We start from the raw sequence: 16349 nt of genomic DNA, 5'->3' as shown, positions 1-16349 counted from the left end.
GTCATTCATTTAATCCGCCCCTGCGTGCACCGCAATAAGCCGCTTCAAAAGCTGTAGCCATCTGCGGCGAAAATTTGATGAAGGGCAGCCTATCCCTCTGCCCCTCATTCAGTTTGGCTTGCGCGACGCCGATACGCATTGCAATTTGCAGCAACGACGGAATACTGCGCGCCAATTCGATCCATTCCCGGGACAATGCCATGACTAATTTTCCAAATTTCGCCCACCTGCATTTCGGCAAGCCGGCCGACGAGCTGGGTGATATCGAAAAGCGCGTGCTCGCCAGGACCCATGAGCGCAAGATCATCTCCACCGACGTCAATGCCGCCTTTTCCGCCGAAGCCTCCTTCGGCGAGCGGCTGGCTGACAGTATCGCGCGCGTCGGCGGCTCCTGGTCCTTCATCCTGGCCTTTCTGGGTTTTCTCGTCATCTGGACCCTGATCAACACGGTCATTCTGCTGAGCAGGGCCTTCGATCCCTACCCCTTCGTCTTCCTGAACCTGATCCTCTCCATGCTTGCCGCCATCCAGGCGCCGATCATCATGATGTCGCAGAACCGCCAGGCCGAGCGCGACCGTTTCGAAGCCGCCAAGGATTATGAGGTGAATCTGAAGGCCGAGTTGGAGGTTCTGTCGCTGCATCAGAAGATCGATATGCGGGTGCTGACGGAACTGACAGCGTTGCGTGAGGATGTCTCCCGGCTGAACGCCATCCTTGCAGAGCGCGGACAAGCTTGATGCCGCTAAAATAGCGAAGCCTTAAACGACTGAAATCCTGTCGCAATTCCGTGTCCGTCATACCGTTTCATTTGACAGCGCGCCGGCAATTGGCTCAACCTGCCGACATCGCGCAGGGGAGCATGCTTGGAAGAAGAGCTTCAGTTCGGCACCTTTTCGATCGTGCCCGCCAGGCGCAGCCTGATGCGGGAGGGTGCCACTGTCCCGCTCGGTAGCCGCGCCATCGATATCCTGCTGTTTCTGCTGAACCATCCCGCCGAGTTGAAGACCAATGCCGAGATTATCAAGCAGGTCTGGCCGGACACGTTCGTGGACGAGGCCAATCTGCGCGTCCATGTCTCGGCGCTGCGCAAGGCGCTCGGCGATGTCAAGCGCGAGCCGCAATTCATCGCCAATGTGCCGGGCCGCGGCTATACGTTCATCGCCCCTGTCAATCGCCGCAGCAATGGTGTGGTACCCGCCGCTCAACCGACACTCCGGAGATTCCGCCCCGAGCGCCTGCCTGCCCGCATCTTCGGCCGCGAGCAGACGATAGCGGCGGTAACAAGCCAGCTTGCCAAGGGGCGCCTCGTAACCATTGCCGGCCCCGGCGGCATCGGCAAATCCACCGTCGCCCGCGCCGTGATCGCGCAAACCGAATTCGACAGTGAGATCGTCTGGATCGACCTTTCGGAAGTCGCGACCGGAAATCTCGTGCCGACGGTCGTGGCGTCCGCGCTCGGCATCCTCTCGCGAAGCGACGATATATCACGCGAAATCGCCATCCATCTGCAGCCGCGCAATCTGCTGCTCGTGCTCGACAGCTGCGAACACGTGGTAGCCGATATCGCCAAGCTTGCCGAGGACGTGCTGGCGGAAGCGCCCGATCTGCATATCCTTGCCACCAGCCGCGAGCCGCTGCGCGCCGAGGGCGAGCGCGTGCACCGCCTTCTGCCGCTCGATCTGCCTGATAGTGCCGTGACCGCACAGGCCGCGCTGCTCTCGCCCGCCGTGCAGCTTTTCGTCGAGCGCGCCGACGCCTGCCTCGGCGGTTACGAACTGACGGACGAGGATGCCGCAGATGTCGTCGACATCTGCACGAGGCTCGACGGTATCGCGCTGGCGATAGAGCTTGCCGCCGGCCGCCTGGAGGCGATGGGAGTGGCCGCCCTCTCCCGCTCGCTGTCGGATTGCTTCCGCGTGCTGACCCGCGGCCGGCGCACGGCCTTGCCCCGCCACCAGACGCTGCGCGCCACGCTCGACTGGAGCTACCTCATCCTGCCGCTGGAGGAGCAGCAGGCGCTGCGCGAACTCTCCGCCTTCCGCGGCCGCTTCACCGGCGAGGCCGCAGCCGCGGTTCTTTCCGGCACGGAACCCGGGGATCTGCTGGCCGCGCTCGTCGCCAAGTCGCTGGTCGTGGTCGAGATGGCTTCAGACGAAACGCTCTATCGCCTGCTGGACACCACGCGCCTCTATGCCGGCGAGAAATTGGTTGCTTCGGATGAGCTGCCCGACGTCATGGCGCGCTTCTCCGCCTATCTCTGCGCCGCGCTGGAAAGTGCCGAACAGGATCTCTACTCCGCCCCGCCGGAGGAATGGCCCGAGGATTTCGCCCAGCAGGTGCCGGGTCTGCGCGTCGCGCTCGACTGGGCCTTCGGGGCTTCAGGCGATGCCCTGCTCGGCGTGCGGCTGACGGTCGCCGCTTTGCCGCTCTTCTTCCACCTGTCGCTGCTCGACGAATGCCTGGCCGCACTCACCCATGCCATCGCCTTTCTCGACGCCCGTCCTGGCCTGGACGAGAAAAGCCGCATGAAGCTCTACGCCGCGCTCGGCTGGCCGCAGCTTCGCGCCACCAATGCATCCGAACAAGGCGTGGCCGCCTGGACGACCGCCTGGCGGATCGCCGAAGAGCTCGGCGATGTCGACTATCAGCTTCGCGCCATCTGGGCGCTCTGGGTCGATCTGGTGAACCGGGCCGAACCGCGCCAGGGAATGGAACTGGCGGAGCGCTTTGCGGCGCTCGCACCCTCCTCCTCCGATCCGACCGATGGCATCATCGGCAAGCGCATGAAGGCCGCCACCCTGCACTGGCTCGGCCGCCATGCCGAGGCCCGAGACCAGCTTTGGGTGATGCTTTCGGAATACGAGCATGTGCCGCAGGCGCGTCATTCCGTGCGGTTCCAGTTCGACCAGCGCGTGACGGCGCGCATCATCGTCGCTCGCTGCCTCTGGGTGCTGGGCGACGAGGGCGCCGCCCTCTGCGAGGTCGAGGAGACCATGCGTTACGCCCGCGACATCGGCCACAATCACTCGATCAGCAATCTGATGGCCGAAGCCGTCTGCCCGCTCGCACTTCTATCGGGCAACGACGCCGAAGCGGCCGCCGCTATCCGCCTGCTGCGCGACCATACCAAGGCGCTGTCGCTCGACGTCTGGCACACTTATGCCGATGGATTCGAGGCTGAGCTGCATCTGCGGGCCGGCGAATACAGGCCCTGCCTCGCAAAGCTGCGCCCGGCCATGGACATTTTGCAGCATGCCGGCTTCAACCTCTTCCGCACCTTCTTCCAGTCGGTGGAGGCGCAGGCGCTTTCCGGCCTCGGCCAACATGCGGAAGCCGATGGTGTCATCGATGCAGCGCTTGCTCACTGCGACGCGTCAGGCGAACGCTGGTGCCTTCCCGAGCTGCTGCGGGTCAAGGCGCATATCACCACAAGGAGACAAGGCCCGGAAGCACTGGACGCGGCTTCAGCCATCCTTGAGGCAGCGCTCGAAGCCGCAAGGCAGGATGGCGCTGGCGGCTGGGAGCGGCGCATCCGCGTCGATCTCGAAGCCCTAGCTCTTTGAATCGACGCATCGGCCCGAAAATCGATTCCGATTTTCGGGCCGATGCTGTAGGCCATCCGCCGGCCCACCTCTCGGGTGCTGCCGGCTGAGCCGCCCTTTACACTGATTTACAACTCTCAACTCGTCCGCTTCCCTGCCTCCATGCATGATCGCAAGCAAGAGGAGGATGCCAATGGACGGTCAACTGCCCATCCGTTTTCTGATCGTTCTTGCCACGAATGGGGCTGACGGCGAGGTCAGGATCATCAGCATCGCGCCGGCCTATTACCTCTTCAAGGATGCGCCGGCGGAGGTGGTGCTCGCTTCACCATTAGGCGGCTTCCCCGACCTGACGAATGAGCTGCGTCAGACCACGCATCCGGAACCGTCCACCCGCCGCTTCCTCGCCGATCGGGCGGCGCGCGACGATCTCGCCGATACACTTCGCCTCGACCAGATCGTAACAGAGGATTTCGACGCCGCCTTCTGCATCGGCTTTTCCGGTGCGCTCTGGAGGGCCGACAACGGCGTTGGCCACACCCTCAGCGCCTTCCTGAGATCGGGTAAACCCGTCGCCGTGATCCCCGGCCGGTATCTGGACATAGCCCCCGAAGGCGCTGCCGCCGGCCCGCTGATCCTCGGCGACAACGAAGCTTCGCCGCTTCTCGCTGCTCATGCGCTGCTCGAAGTCGTGCTGGAACGCCGCAAGGCCCTGACGCCGACAGACTGAAGATCATGTTGGAGATATAGCGGTAAATTGCAAAGGAATATTTGCAAAGAATCATTTGCAGTCGTAAACTGCTTTTATGAAAACGCCCATCCCTACATCAACGTCAGCGACATCCCGCAACGTCAGCCGCGTCGTCCCCGATGTCACTGCCCTCAAGGCGCTCGCCCATCCGGTGCGCCTGCGCATGCTCGGCATGCTCCGGATCGACGGCCCGGCCACGGCGACGCAGCTTGCGACACGCCTCGGCCTCAACAGCGGCGCGACGAGCTATCATCTCCGCCAGCTCGCTCAGTACGGCTTCGTCGAGGATGCGCCCGGACCATCCCGCCGCGATCGCTGGTGGCGCGCGAGTCACGAAGTCACCTCGGTGCCGCCGGCCGAGAGCGATGGCGCGGCTTTCGACATGGATGTCGCCTTCACGCAGGCGATCCTTTCCCTGCAGGTCGACCAGATGCAGAAGGCAGTCGAGGAATATGCCGAGCTGCCGCTCGAATGGCGCAAGGCCAGCACCGCAAGCGACATCATCATTCCGCTGACATCGGGACAGGCCGAAGCACTGACGAAACGCCTGAACGATATCGTCATGGAGGCGATGAGCGAGGCCCCGCCTCTTGGCGAGCCCCTGCCGCCCGATGTCGTACCCTTCATGGTCATGCTGCACGCCTTCCCCTATCCAGGCCGCGTGCCGCACGGCGACGAAGAGAGCGAGCCATGAGCCGCAGCCCCTTCATCGCGCTCGCTATTGCCGAAACGCTCTCCATCTCAGGCACGCGGCTGTCGGGCGTCGCCATTCCCTGGCTGGTGCTGAGCACGACCGGCAGCCCGGTGCTGACCGGCCTCGTCGCCATGGTGGAGATGCTGCCTTATGTCGTCGCCAAGGCGCTCGGCGGCCCCCTGATCGACCGCCTCGGCCCCAAACGCATCGCCGTCATCTGCGACAGCGTCTCGGTGATAACAGTCGGCCTCGTGCCGGTCCTGCATCTCCTCGACCTGCTTACCATTCCGATCCTGCTGCCGATCGTCTTCGCCATGGGCGTGCTGCGCGGCCCATCGGATGCCGCCAAGCAATCCATGGTCCCCGACATCGCCGAACTGGCCTCCGTGCCGCTGGAGCGTGTGACTGGCGTCGTCGGCGCCATCGAACGCCTGGCATCGACCGCGGGGGCGGCAGGCGCCGGTGCTCTCATTGCCCTTATCGGGCCGAGCCAGGCGCTTGCCGTCAACGCCCTCACCTTCGCCGGCGCCGCCCTGATCGTCGCGGCCGGCATCCCCATATTGCGGCGCGCTCCGAAAGCCGAAGCGACCGGCATAGCCGCCTATGGCCGGGAGCTGTCGGAAGGCTGGCGCTTTCTGCGCCGCGATGCGGTGCTGGTCGCGATCGTGCTGATGGTAGCAACCACCAATCTGCTTGATCAGGCTTTCTTCTCGGTCCTGATTCCTGTCTGGACTCGAGATTCAGGTCACGGTCCCGCTTTGCTCGGAACCCTGTTCGCCGTCTTCTCCGGCGCGTCGATCCTCGGCGCGGCGATTGCCGCCATGATCGGCGAGCGGATGCCGCGCCTTCTCGTCTATACGGTCGCCTTCCTGCTGACGGGCTTTCCGCGCTTTCTGGTCTTTGCGGTGGAATCGCCGCTGGCCCTCATCTTCGCAACGCTCGCCATCGGCGGTTTCGCCTCCGGCTTCCTCAATCCCATCCTCTCGGCCGTGCTCTTCGAGCGCATACCAAAGCCATTGATGGGCCGCGTCACATCGCTCAATGCCGCCCTCTGCTGGGTGCTCATCCCCTTCGGTGGACTTGCCGGCGGCGCGTTGATCGATGCCTGGGGCCTTTCCGCCGCACTGCTGCTGACCGGCCTCGCCTATCTGGCGGTGACGCTCGCTCCGCTGGCGCATGGCAGCTTCCGCGAATTCGAAAAGAAAAAACTTGCGGATAACATACTGTCTTCATGAGGTTCGTACGTCTTATGGCGCATTGCCGTCATTCTTGCTTTGCATCAATTTACGACGGTTAACTCGCGTCACTGCCGGAACTGAGTCAGCTTGTCCTCGTCAAAGAGGCGCGGAGAACCCGCATGGAGGCAATATGACCGAACACAGCATTGCACTGACGGCGGATGCCACACGGCGGGACGTTCTTCTGGTAGGCGGCGCCGTTATCGCGGCGCTGGCCGTGCCGAAAGCCGCGCTCGCTGCAACCAATCCAGTATCATCAGAAAATCGGAGCCAGACCATGCCTTTCATCAAGACCACGGACGGAACTGAAATCTTCTACAAGGATTGGGGTCCGAAGGATGCCCAGCCGATCGTCTTCCATCATGGCTGGCCGCTCAGCGCGGACGACTGGGACAATCAGATGATGTTCTTCCTGGACAAGGGGTTCCGCGTCATCGCCCATGACCGCCGTGGCCACGGCCGCTCCAGCCAGACCTTCGACGGCAACGAGATGGACACTTATGCGGCCGACGTTGCCGCACTGACGGACGCGCTCGATCTCAAGAATGCCGTCCATATCGGCCACTCGACCGGCGGCGGCGAAGTCGTCCACTATGTCGCTCGCGCCAAGGAAGGCCGCGTCGCCAAGGCCGTGATCATCGGCGCCGTGCCGCCTGTCATGGTCAAGTCGGAGAAGAATCCCGGCGGCCTGCCGCTCGAAGTCTTCGATGGTTTCCGTGCAGCGCTCGTCGCCAACCGCGCCCAATTCTTCCTGGATATCCCGACCAGCCCCTTCTACGGCTTCAACCGTCCGGGCGCCAAGGTCAGCCAGGGTGTCATCGAAAACTGGTGGCGTCAGGGCATGATGGGCGGCGCCAAGGCCCATTACGATTGCATCAAGGCCTTCTCGGAAACGGACTTCACCGAAGACCTCAAGACGATCACCGTACCCGTTCTCGTCATGCATGGCGACGACGACCAGATCGTCCCCTATGCAGACTCCGCGCCGCTCTCCGCCAAGCTGCTGAAGAACGGCACGCTGAAGACCTATGCCGGCCTGCCGCACGGCATGTGCACGACGCATCCGGACGTTATCAACCCGGATCTGCTGGCCTTCATCAAGGGCTGAGTCTCCTGTCGAAGACGATGGAAGGCGCGCCCTTGCGGCGCGCCTTTTTCATTCCGATATGCGGTGTCAGAGGTGACGGCCCGGATAAGATCGCCGCCATGCAATCACGGGAGAAAAGCGTATCATGTCCGCCAAGGCCCTCGTTCTCAGACACGTGCATTTCGAGGATCTCGGAACCTTCGGCGAGGTGCTTGAACAAGCCGGCTATACGATTACCTATTCCACTGTCGGCGACAGCGATTTCCTCTCCGCCGATCCGCTGGAGCCCGATCTGCTCGTCGTCCTCGGCGGCCCGATCGGCGTCTACGAGGACGAGACCTACCCCTTCCTCACTGCCGAAAAGGCCTTCATTGCCGAGCGGCTCGAAGCGCAAAAGCCTGTTCTCGGTATCTGCCTCGGCGCGCAGCTCATTGCCGCCGTCTCCGGCGGCCACGTCTTCCCCTCGGGCGTGAAGGAGATCGGTTTCAAGCAGATCACGCTCACTTCAGCCGGCATGGAGAGCCCGCTTCGTCATCTCGGCGGCGTCACCGTGCTCCACTGGCACGGTGATACTTACGACCTGCCTGATGGAGCCACCAATCTTGCAACGACTGATATCGTCGAGCAGCAGGCCTATACGATCGGCAATCATGTCCTCGCTTTCCAGTTCCACCCGGAAGCCGAATGCGACGAGCGCTTCGAACGCTGGCTGGTCGGCCATGCCGCGGAACTGGCGGTCGCCAAGATCGATATCATTAGGCTGCGTGAGGATGCCGCAAGGTTCGGCCCAGCGCTGAAGGAGGCCGGTCGCGCCGTCGTCAGGGAATGGCTGTCGGGCATTGGCCGCTGATACCAGCCGTAAATATCTGAAAATCAATGTAAATCATTGATAATACTGAATTTTATTGGCGAAATCCTGTCGCTGTACTGCTATTGTCTCTTCGTGGTGATGTCCGAGAGGAGAAGCGCAGATGACCAACCGGGATAATCTCAGCCTGTCGGCCACGCGCCGCGAACTGCTGGCCGGCGCCCTCTCGGGTGCGGCCGCCCTTGCCCTGCTTCGGGGCGCCTATGCGGCGGATTTCCATCGCTTCACGCATGGCGCCTTCGACATCACGGTTGTCAGCGACGGTTTCATCACCCTGCCCGCCGAAATCCTGCTGCCCGACGCCACCCCAAGAGAGCGCCAGCCGATCCTGGCGCGGCTCGGCGGCGATGCGGCCGGCGCGCCAGTGCAGGCCAATATCCCGCTCATTCGCCACGGCAGCGATCTGATCCTCATCGATAACGGCTCGGGCACGAATTTCCAGGCAAGTGCCGGCAAGCTCGCCGCCAACCTGAAGGCGTCAGGCATCGAACCCGAAGCAATCACCAAAGTCATCTTCACCCATGCCCATCCCGATCATTCGGGCGCGACGACCACTGATGACGGCAAGCTGCACTATCCGAATGCCGAGTATTTCGTCAGCGAGACCGAATGGAACTTCTGGACCGACAAGGATTATGAGGCCCATATGCCCGCCGCCCTGCACGATTTCGCCCGCGGCGCGCAGCGCGATCTCTTCGCGGTGAAAGACCGGCTCACCCTCGTCAAGCCGGGCCAGGAAATCCTGCCTGGAATGCTCGTCGTCGAAACTGCGGGCCATACACCTGGGCACATCTCTTTCGAGCTCGCCGGCGACGGCGATCTTCTTATCACTGGCGACGCCTGCACCAATGACGTGATCTTCTTCGAACACCCGGGCTGGCATTTCGGCTTCGACACCGACCCAGAGACGGCGCTGAAAAACCGCCGCATGCTGCTCGACCGCGCGGCGTCGGAGAAGATCAAGCTGCTCGGTTATCACTGGTCCTATCCAGGCGTTGGTTATGCCGAACGCAAGGACAGCGCCTACCGCTTCGTGAAGGCTTAAGCACGTCCCGCATATTGCGGCAGCCCGTCGGTGATCTCATAGAAATCGCCCTTGTCGGCGCAGAAGATATGATGGCCGAAGCTTAAGCCGCTCGGCTCATCGAAGGACCCGGCCATGATGGAAATGGCAGGGCCGCCGAGCCGCTGCCAGAACAGCGCCGAGCCGCATTGCGAGCAGAAACCTCGCCTCACCTCGTCGCTCGACTGAAACCAGCGCAGGTTTTCCTCACCAGTGATGGAGACAGCCGAAACCGGCACGTCGGCCGAAGCATAATAGAGCCCCGTCTGCCGCCGGCACTGCGAACAATGGCAGCCGACCACGACATCGGGCTTCTCGCTTGCTGTAAACCGCACAGCGCCGCACAGGCATCCGCCCACATGATCTTCGCTCATTCCTGTTCCCCCTGAAGCGGTCAGGAGAGTGACGCCGGTACACCCGCCAGTCAAATCCAAAGCGCTGATTAAAGGCTTCAGGAAAACTGATGCTTTGGAAGATGCGCAACACCATCAGTCGGAGGCCAGATCAAGAATGTCTTTCCCGACTCATATCAACACGTTGAGTGCGGCATCATTTCTCACAAATACAGCCAATACGTTTATTAGATAAATCAAAATTAAGAAATACTGATTTACGATCTCAACGACTGTTCGAGAACAGGGCTCGGCAGCAAGCGAGGTAAAAAATGCAGCCGTATCGTCGTTTCTACGCCAATATCACGGGCGCCGCCGCCATTGAATTTGCGATCGTCGCACCGCTCTTCCTCCTGATCGTGCTGACGATGATCGCCTATGGCATCTACCTCAGCGCAGCGCACTCCGTCCAGCAGCTGACCGCGGATGCCGCGCGTACGGCTGTCGCAGGCCTTACCAGCCAGGAACGCACGCAGCTCGTCAACGACTTCATCTCCCGATCGACAATCGACCACCCGCTGCTCGACCTTTCGAAGCTGCAGGTCAACGTCACCACCGATCCGGCCAATGCCAATCAGTTCACTGTCTCCGCTGCCTATGACGCCTCCAATCTTCCCATCTGGAATCTCTACACATTTCCCTTGCCCGACCACGTGATCCGTCGTTTCGCCACGATCCGGATGGGAGGCATCTGACATGCGGAAATTTCGTGTCACGCTGGCCCGCTTCGCGGTCGATGCGCGAGGCAATATTGCCATCACCGCAGCCCTCTGCGCGCCACTCATTCTCTATACGCTCGGTCTTGGCATCGACTACGGCATGATGACGCTGCAGCAGCGCCGCCTTCAGGAACTGAGCGATCTCGGCGCCATCGTCGCCGCCTCCGATATCAATCATGCGGCTGAGAACCTCGTGAACAACTTCAGCCAGAATGGTTTGAACGTCGCCGTCAAAACCGCAAACGGCTATGAAACGAAACAGGGAACAAGCCAGCTTTCGGAAGCCGACCTCAAGACATTCGATGCGGTCGCAAACCTCGTGCCCGGCACCTATCTCGCCGATACAGCCACGGCGCTTGGCAGCCGTTTCTCCCCTGGAACTCAACCTTACGATGCGGCGAAAGTGGAGCTCAGCCAGAAGGCCGAGCTGACGTTTGCCGCTGTCTTCGCTGCCGCGCCGACCCTGAATGCAACAGGCACGGCCTCCGCCTCGAAGCTTGTCGCCTTCTCTGTCGGCTCGCGCCTTGCAAGCCTCAATGACGGCGTGCTGAACGCATTGCTCGGAAGCCTGCTCGGCACCACGCTTTCCCTCAAGGTCGGCGATTATACCGCACTTGCGGCTGCCAACGTCGAGCTGCTCTCCTTCCTGGATACTCTGGCGACCGATCTCAAACTCACCGCCGGCAGCTATGACGACGTGTTGGCGACGGAGATCTCCTATCCCCGCCTCCTCACCACGCTGAAGAAGACCAGCGGCCTGACATCAACGGTGACGAAGTCGCTCGACACGATCGAGAAGGCACTCGGCACCAAGCAGGTCAAGCTGAAGCTGGAAGACCTTTTGAACCTCGGCCCGACGGGCGAAAGGCTCGTCGGCAGCGGCTCGCATCTTTCCGTCGATGCCAGCGTGATGGATGTCCTCTCGGCTGCCGCAATCGCCGCCAACCAGCAGAAGCAGGTTGCCGTCAATCTGAATGCCGCGGTGCCCGGCCTTGCCGCCACGAAACTGACGCTTGCGATCGGCGAGCCGCCGAAGGAAATGGCCTCCAACAGGGTCGGCACCACGGGCGCCGTCGTGCGCACCGCCCAGGTGCGGCTCGCAATCGAAGTGAACGTTCTCGGCATCAGCTCGATTGCAGGCATCAAGCTGCGCGTGCCGCTCTATGTCGAAGTCGCCTATGCGGAAGCCAGGCTCGCGAGTGTTTCCTGCCTTGGTGCTAACGCCCAAAACGCCAACGTCGGCATCGATGTCGTGCCCGGTGTCGCCGAACTCGATCTCGGCGATGTCGATACCAACGCCTTTGCCAATTTCGGCAGCAAGCCGCGTGTTTCCCGTGCCAAGATCATCGATGCGCCGCTGCTCAGCGTCTCCGCGCTCGCCGAGGTCAACGTCACCAATCAGACCAGGACCCGGTTGACCTTCCAGCCGCAGGATATCGCTGCCAAGACCATCAAGAACGTCTCGACCAGGGACACGCTGACCTCGACCGTCGCCACCCTGCTCGGCAATACCGATGTCCAGGTCACCATCCTCGGCCTCGGCATCGGCCTGCCGAAATCGATCATCCAGGGCGCCGTCGCCGATACGCTGACCGGCCTCACCAAGCCGCTCGACGAACTGCTCTTCAACATCCTGACCTTGCTCGGCATCAAGATCGGCGAAGCCGATGTGCGGGTCACGGACGTGCGCTGCCAGCAGTCGGTGTTGGTGCAGTAGAAGGCGTGATGTATCAGGTCACACCGTTGGCGTGCCCTGATGGAAGACGACCTTCCAGCCATCGTCTGCCCGGCGCCAGATCGTCGAATGGCGCGTTACGCGTTGCGGCTCTTCGAGTATGTAGGAAAGAAGGAAGAGCCTATCTGTCAGCATCGTGATGGTGAAATCCCGGCAGGGCCACTCATGCGGCTCCGGCCCGTTCTCGTAGCGCGCAAGCGATGTTTCGATCGCATAGCCGCGCTGATAGACCTTCCCGCTCGCACCGATTTCCCAGAAATTGTCGTCGGTCATCCGCTCTAGATCGGCCCGCGACGTACCGAATTCCCGCCGGTGGAAGATCGGCTCGCGGGCTGCAAGTTCTCTAAGGATATGGTCCAGATCCAGGTCGCTCATGCTGCCAGGATACATGGACCGACGCCTGACGCAACGCGAATGGCCCGTTTGACAAGCGTCCGCCCTGCGTTTGCGAAATCTGCCATGAGTTCCGATAGCGCGCCCATCTCCCGTCATGACCGCACCCGGCGGTGGAACAAGACGTCCTCGTGCTGGAGATCGCCATCGGCCTCGATCGCTGCGTCTATAACTGGAACCTCGCAACGAGCATGTAAGGAAATGCGGACCGGGTTCATGGGCGTATCCGGTTCGCGTTTAAAACATAGTTACATTAATATGTATTGTGTCCGGTCGATGGCTGGGTGTCGATGCGTATCACCAAGCAGAGATTATTCCTGAAGCTCGCTGAATATCGCGCACCACTGCGGGTGCCCCATATCGTCCAGTGACGCGGCCTCATCAGGCGTAACCCACCGCATCGCCGTATGTTCGTCGCCAAGCAGAACGGGCTCTCCACCCTGCCATTCGCTCACCAGAAAGAGATGAAAGACGGTGTCCTGCTCCGGGTGTTCAGCGACTTTGCGAAATCGCAATGGCGTCAGCCCGATCTCCTCTTTCGCCTCGCGCAGCATGGCTGCCTCGGCGCTTTCGCCCGGCTCGACATGGCCGCCGACGAGATCTCAGCAATCGGGAAAGCGCTCTTTGTGGCCCGCCCGCCTGACCAGCAGAACGCGGCCCTCCCGCCAGAAGATGGCGCATGCAATATCAGTCAAAAACATTTCCCTTCGATACGCCCGCAATCTGCCCCGACAGCAGGTGAATGTCACCTCCCTTGCCCTTGCCGAAGCACGTCATCTTCAGCCACTGTGCGAATCCGCGCGGCTGCCTCGCGTGCGATGGAGGAGCTGTCCTTGGAAATTCCCGAGCAATTCCATGTATGCGAGACGACCGGCTGGCTCGTGAACCATCGCATCAATTCCGCCCTGCCCGGCTATCTCATGGTCAGTTCCCGAAGCTTTACCAATGACCTCTCCGAATTATCATCCGAAGCGCTGATCGAACTCGGCCCGCTCCTGGCGAAAGCGCAGAAAGCCCTTGGCACGGTGCTCGGCGCAAGACGCGTCTATATCGGCCGATACGGTCACGCTCCGGGTTACCCGATCCATTTTCATATCATCCCCGTCTATGACTGGGTGGAGGCGCTGTTCTGGCAGGACGAGCGCTACCGTCTGCTCCAGACCTTTGCCGAAGGCCCCGGCGAAACTCCGACCGACGGCGCGGAACTGACCTTCTTCATCTGGCGGGAATTCTGCGAGCGGGCCGAACCGCCCTCGGTCCAGGGACCATCCGTGACCGAGACCATCGAATTGCTGAGAAAGGCAATGCACTGATGATGCCAGCGGACGAAGCATTCAGCATCCCCGTCGACCAAATTCATTGCCGACTTGCGGGAGAATTCGAGCTTTCCGAAATAGTCGAGGCAGAACGGAAATCCGGCTGGGATCGCTTCCTTGCCAGACACCCCGCCGCCTTTGACGGCCGGCTCCTGCGCATGGCTGCCTATGGCATCGAGAATGGCCGGCTGACCATCACCGCAAACAGCACATGCTTTTCCGCTTACGTGGTCACCCGCCATGCCGGCTTTGTCGAGGAGCACCCGCAGGCCGAGCGCGCCGACCCGCTTGGGCTCACTGTCGTTCTGGTCACTGCGGACCAACAGGTGATTGTCACCAAACGAAGCCTCACCGCCGAGCAGAACCCCGGCGCCCTCTATCTTGTCGGCGGTTATGCCGAGCCCGCGGCCGACGAAGAGACCGATCTCTTCGAGGAAGCCGCCCGTGAGCTCGCCGAGGAAATCGCCGTCACTGATCTCGACCGGTCGGAGTCCTTCGCAATTGGCCTCGCCTATGATCCGGTCTTCTGCCATCCGGAACTCTTCCTGCTGACCGAAAGCCGCTCCAGCGCCGCCGAGATCCTGGACGGCGCCCATCACGCGCCAGATCGCAACGAGGCCGCCGAACTCTTCGCGTCACCGCTGAGCGACATCCTGAATGACGACGATTTCCTGCCGGGTGCCCCGCGCACATGGAGCTTCCTCAAGGCCCAGTCTTTCCTGCAGCACCATTTCCGTCAGCGTCATTCCCTGTAGCATCGGTGAGCGGGCTCTGTTCCTCACACCATCGGCGATGACGGATGGAGCCCGCCCTGACGGCATCACAGTTCCGGCTGCAACAGGACATGCTTCTTCCTGCCGACCGACAGGCGGATGACGCCGTTCTCCACATCCGCACGACCGAAGTGAATGAATTATTCGCCCCAATGAATAGAGTCTTTTCTGCCCAAGGACTTGGGCAGGCTGGATCTCTGTGACAAGCACAGAGATGAGGGAGGTCGGAGCGAGTGCCTTTACACACAAGAAAGCCCGGCGCGGCCGGGCTTTCAACTCTATTCGCTACCCACTATTCACTATTCGCTACTCACCCGCCTCAGGCGTTCGCAGCCATCCGCTTCTCATCCCGGCCGCCCTTCATGCGCTCAGCCAGCAGGAAGGCCAGTTCCAGCGCCTGGTCGGCGTTGAGGCGCGGGTCGCAATGGGTGTGGTAGCGGTCCTGCAGGTCTTCGGCGGTGACGGCGCGGGCACCGCCGGTGCATTCGGTGACGTCCTTGCCGGTCATCTCGATATGGATGCCGCCCGGATGCGTGCCCTCGGCGCGATGGATCTGGAAGAAGCTTTCGACTTCCGAGAGGATACGCTCGAAGGGGCGCGTCTTGTAGTTGTTGAGCGTGATCGTGTTGCCGTGCATCGGATCGCAGGACCAGACGACCTTCTTGCCCTCGCGCTCGACGGCGCGGATGAGCTTCGGCAGGCTGTCGGCCACCTTGTCATGGCCGAAGCGGCAGATCAGCGTCAGGCGGCCGGCTTCGTTGGCCGGGTTCAGCACGTCGATCAGCTCGATCAGGTTGTCGGGCTGCAGCGACGGGCCGCACTTCAGCCCAATCGGGTTCTTGATGCCGCGGAAATATTCCACATGCGCGTGGTCGAGCTGGCGCGTGCGGTCGCCGATCCACAGCATGTGGCCCGAGGTTGCGTACCAGTCGCCGGATATGGAGTCGACGCGCGTCATCGCCTCTTCGTAGCCGAGCAGCAGCGCTTCGTGGCTGGTGAAGAAATCGGTCTCGCGCAGGCTCGGATTGTTGTCCGAGGTGATGCCGATCGCCTTCATGAAATCCATGGTTTCGCTGATACGGTCGGCAAGCTTGCGGTAGCGCTCGCCTTGCGGGCTGTCCTTGACGAAGCCGAGCATCCACTTGTGCACGTTGTCGAGGTTGGCATAGCCGCCCATCGCGAAGGCGCGCAAAAGGTTCAGCGTCGCGGCCGACTGCCGGTATGCGTCGAGCTGGCGCTCCGGGTTCGGAATGCGGGCTTCCGGCGTAAATTCGATACCGTTGACGATATCGCCGCGATAGCTCGGCAGCGACACGCCGTTCTGCGTTTCCATCGGCGCCGAGCGCGGCTTGGCGAACTGACCGGCAATGCGGCCGACCTTGACGACCGGAAGCTGGGCGCCGAAGGTCAGCACGACAGCCATCTGCAGGAAGGCGCGGAAGAAGTCTCTGATATTGTCGGCGCCGTGCTCAAGGAAGCTTTCGGCGCAGTCGCCGCCCTGCAGCAGGAAGGCATTGCCTTCGGCCACATTGGCAAGCGCACTCTTCAGGCGGCGGGCTTCACCGGCAAAAACGAGCGGCGGATAGCTGGCGAGCGTGGCTTCCGTTGCCGCCAGCGCGGCCGCGTCCGGATATTCCGGAACCTGCTGGATTGGCTTGTTCCGCCAGCTGCTCGGGGTCCAATTCTGTGCCATGTCAGTCATCTGCTTCCCCATCCGGTTTACCCCGGATGCCTGCCCGTTAAAGAATGCGGCGGCTTATAAACCTTTCGGCTCCCCT

16 protein-coding genes are annotated in these 16349 nt (G+C 61.9%); 12 read left to right on the top strand and 4 right to left on the bottom strand.

Features of this window, described 5'->3' with window-relative positions:
- Nucleotide 1: 1 nt before the first annotated feature.
- Nucleotides 2–202 carry a hypothetical protein gene (locus tag FHT87_RS20315; RefSeq protein WP_183804590.1) on the bottom strand — a complete coding sequence of 67 codons (201 nt, stop codon included), beginning with the start codon at nt 200–202 and terminating at the stop codon, nt 2–4.
- Between FHT87_RS20315 and FHT87_RS20310 the strand changes: the two genes are divergently transcribed.
- The 8 genes from FHT87_RS20310 to FHT87_RS20275 all read left to right on the top strand — a co-directional run bounded on the left by FHT87_RS20310 (nt 201) and on the right by FHT87_RS20275 (nt 9225).
- The gene (locus FHT87_RS20310) at nt 201–737 is read left to right on the top strand and encodes a DUF1003 domain-containing protein (protein WP_183734884.1); all 537 of its coding nucleotides are present in this window, start codon (nt 201–203) and stop codon (nt 735–737) included. The two genes, FHT87_RS20315 and FHT87_RS20310, sit on opposite strands and share 2 nt — an antisense overlap.
- Nucleotides 738–863: 126 nt before the next feature.
- The gene (locus tag FHT87_RS20305; protein WP_183804588.1) at nt 864–3563 is read left to right on the top strand and encodes a winged helix-turn-helix domain-containing protein; all 2700 of its coding nucleotides are present in this window, start codon (nt 864–866) and stop codon (nt 3561–3563) included.
- 172 nt (nt 3564–3735) lie between these two features.
- Nucleotides 3736–4272 carry a transporter gene (locus FHT87_RS20300; RefSeq protein ID WP_183734882.1) on the top strand — a complete coding sequence of 179 codons (537 nt, stop codon included), beginning with the start codon at nt 3736–3738 and terminating at the stop codon, nt 4270–4272.
- Between the two features lie 76 nt (nt 4273–4348).
- On the top strand, nt 4349–4987 hold the full coding sequence (locus FHT87_RS20295; protein ID WP_183804586.1) for a helix-turn-helix domain-containing protein: 639 nt from the start codon (nt 4349–4351) through the stop codon (nt 4985–4987).
- Nucleotides 4984–6222 (top strand): MFS transporter, encoded by a 1239-nt coding sequence (locus FHT87_RS20290; RefSeq protein WP_183804584.1) that lies wholly within the window; start codon nt 4984–4986, stop codon nt 6220–6222. Before FHT87_RS20295 ends, FHT87_RS20290 begins: the two co-directional genes overlap by 4 nt.
- Before the next feature lie 280 nt (nt 6223–6502).
- The gene (locus tag FHT87_RS20285; RefSeq protein ID WP_183805066.1) at nt 6503–7333 is read left to right on the top strand and encodes an alpha/beta hydrolase; all 831 of its coding nucleotides are present in this window, start codon (nt 6503–6505) and stop codon (nt 7331–7333) included.
- Nucleotides 7334–7457: 124 nt separating this feature from the next.
- Nucleotides 7458–8162 (top strand): glutamine amidotransferase, encoded by a 705-nt coding sequence (locus FHT87_RS20280; RefSeq protein WP_183734879.1) that lies wholly within the window; start codon nt 7458–7460, stop codon nt 8160–8162.
- A gap of 121 nt (nt 8163–8283) precedes the next feature.
- Entirely contained in the window at nt 8284–9225 is a 942-nt protein-coding gene (locus tag FHT87_RS20275; protein ID WP_183804582.1) for an MBL fold metallo-hydrolase, read from the top strand.
- On the opposite strand, the gene FHT87_RS20270 is transcribed toward FHT87_RS20275, so the two are convergent.
- Nucleotides 9222–9617, bottom strand: a complete 396-nt coding sequence (locus FHT87_RS20270) for a GFA family protein (RefSeq protein ID WP_183804580.1) — start codon at nt 9615–9617, stop codon at nt 9222–9224. The two genes, FHT87_RS20275 and FHT87_RS20270, sit on opposite strands and share 4 nt — an antisense overlap.
- 290 nt (nt 9618–9907) lie before the next feature.
- Between FHT87_RS20270 and FHT87_RS20265 the strand changes: the two genes are divergently transcribed.
- Both FHT87_RS20265 and FHT87_RS20260 read left to right on the top strand, forming a co-directional pair.
- Nucleotides 9908–10330, top strand: a complete 423-nt coding sequence (locus tag FHT87_RS20265) for a TadE/TadG family type IV pilus assembly protein (protein WP_183804578.1) — start codon at nt 9908–9910, stop codon at nt 10328–10330.
- A 1-nt stretch (nt 10331) separates the two neighbouring features.
- The gene (locus FHT87_RS20260; RefSeq protein WP_183804577.1) at nt 10332–12071 is read left to right on the top strand and encodes a pilus assembly protein TadG-related protein; all 1740 of its coding nucleotides are present in this window, start codon (nt 10332–10334) and stop codon (nt 12069–12071) included.
- Nucleotides 12072–12089: 18 nt separating this feature from the next.
- On the opposite strand, the gene FHT87_RS20255 is transcribed toward FHT87_RS20260, so the two are convergent.
- Nucleotides 12090–12479 (bottom strand): DUF4440 domain-containing protein, encoded by a 390-nt coding sequence (locus FHT87_RS20255; protein ID WP_246699650.1) that lies wholly within the window; start codon nt 12477–12479, stop codon nt 12090–12092.
- Between the two features lie 836 nt (nt 12480–13315).
- On the opposite strand from FHT87_RS20255, the gene FHT87_RS20245 reads away from it, so the two are divergent.
- Entirely contained in the window at nt 13316–13795 is a 480-nt protein-coding gene (locus FHT87_RS20245) for an HIT family protein (protein ID WP_183805060.1), read from the top strand.
- A complete protein-coding gene (locus FHT87_RS20240) occupies nt 13795–14553 on the top strand; it encodes an NUDIX domain-containing protein (protein WP_246699649.1) in 759 nt (252 codons plus the stop codon). Before FHT87_RS20245 ends, FHT87_RS20240 begins: the two co-directional genes overlap by 1 nt.
- Before the next feature lie 337 nt (nt 14554–14890).
- Here FHT87_RS20240 and FHT87_RS20235 read toward each other — a convergent pair whose 3' ends face one another.
- Nucleotides 14891–16264, bottom strand: coding sequence for a 3-deoxy-7-phosphoheptulonate synthase class II (locus FHT87_RS20235; protein ID WP_183805056.1), 1374 nt, complete (start codon nt 16262–16264; stop codon nt 14891–14893).
- Between the last annotated feature and the right edge of the window lie 85 nt (nt 16265–16349).

This window comes from Rhizobium sp. BK316 (assembly GCF_014193695.1).
Classification (GTDB): Bacteria; Pseudomonadota; Alphaproteobacteria; order Rhizobiales; family Rhizobiaceae; genus Rhizobium.
Note: the sequence above shows the minus strand (reverse complement) of the source record. Positions and strands in the feature narration are given on the sequence as shown.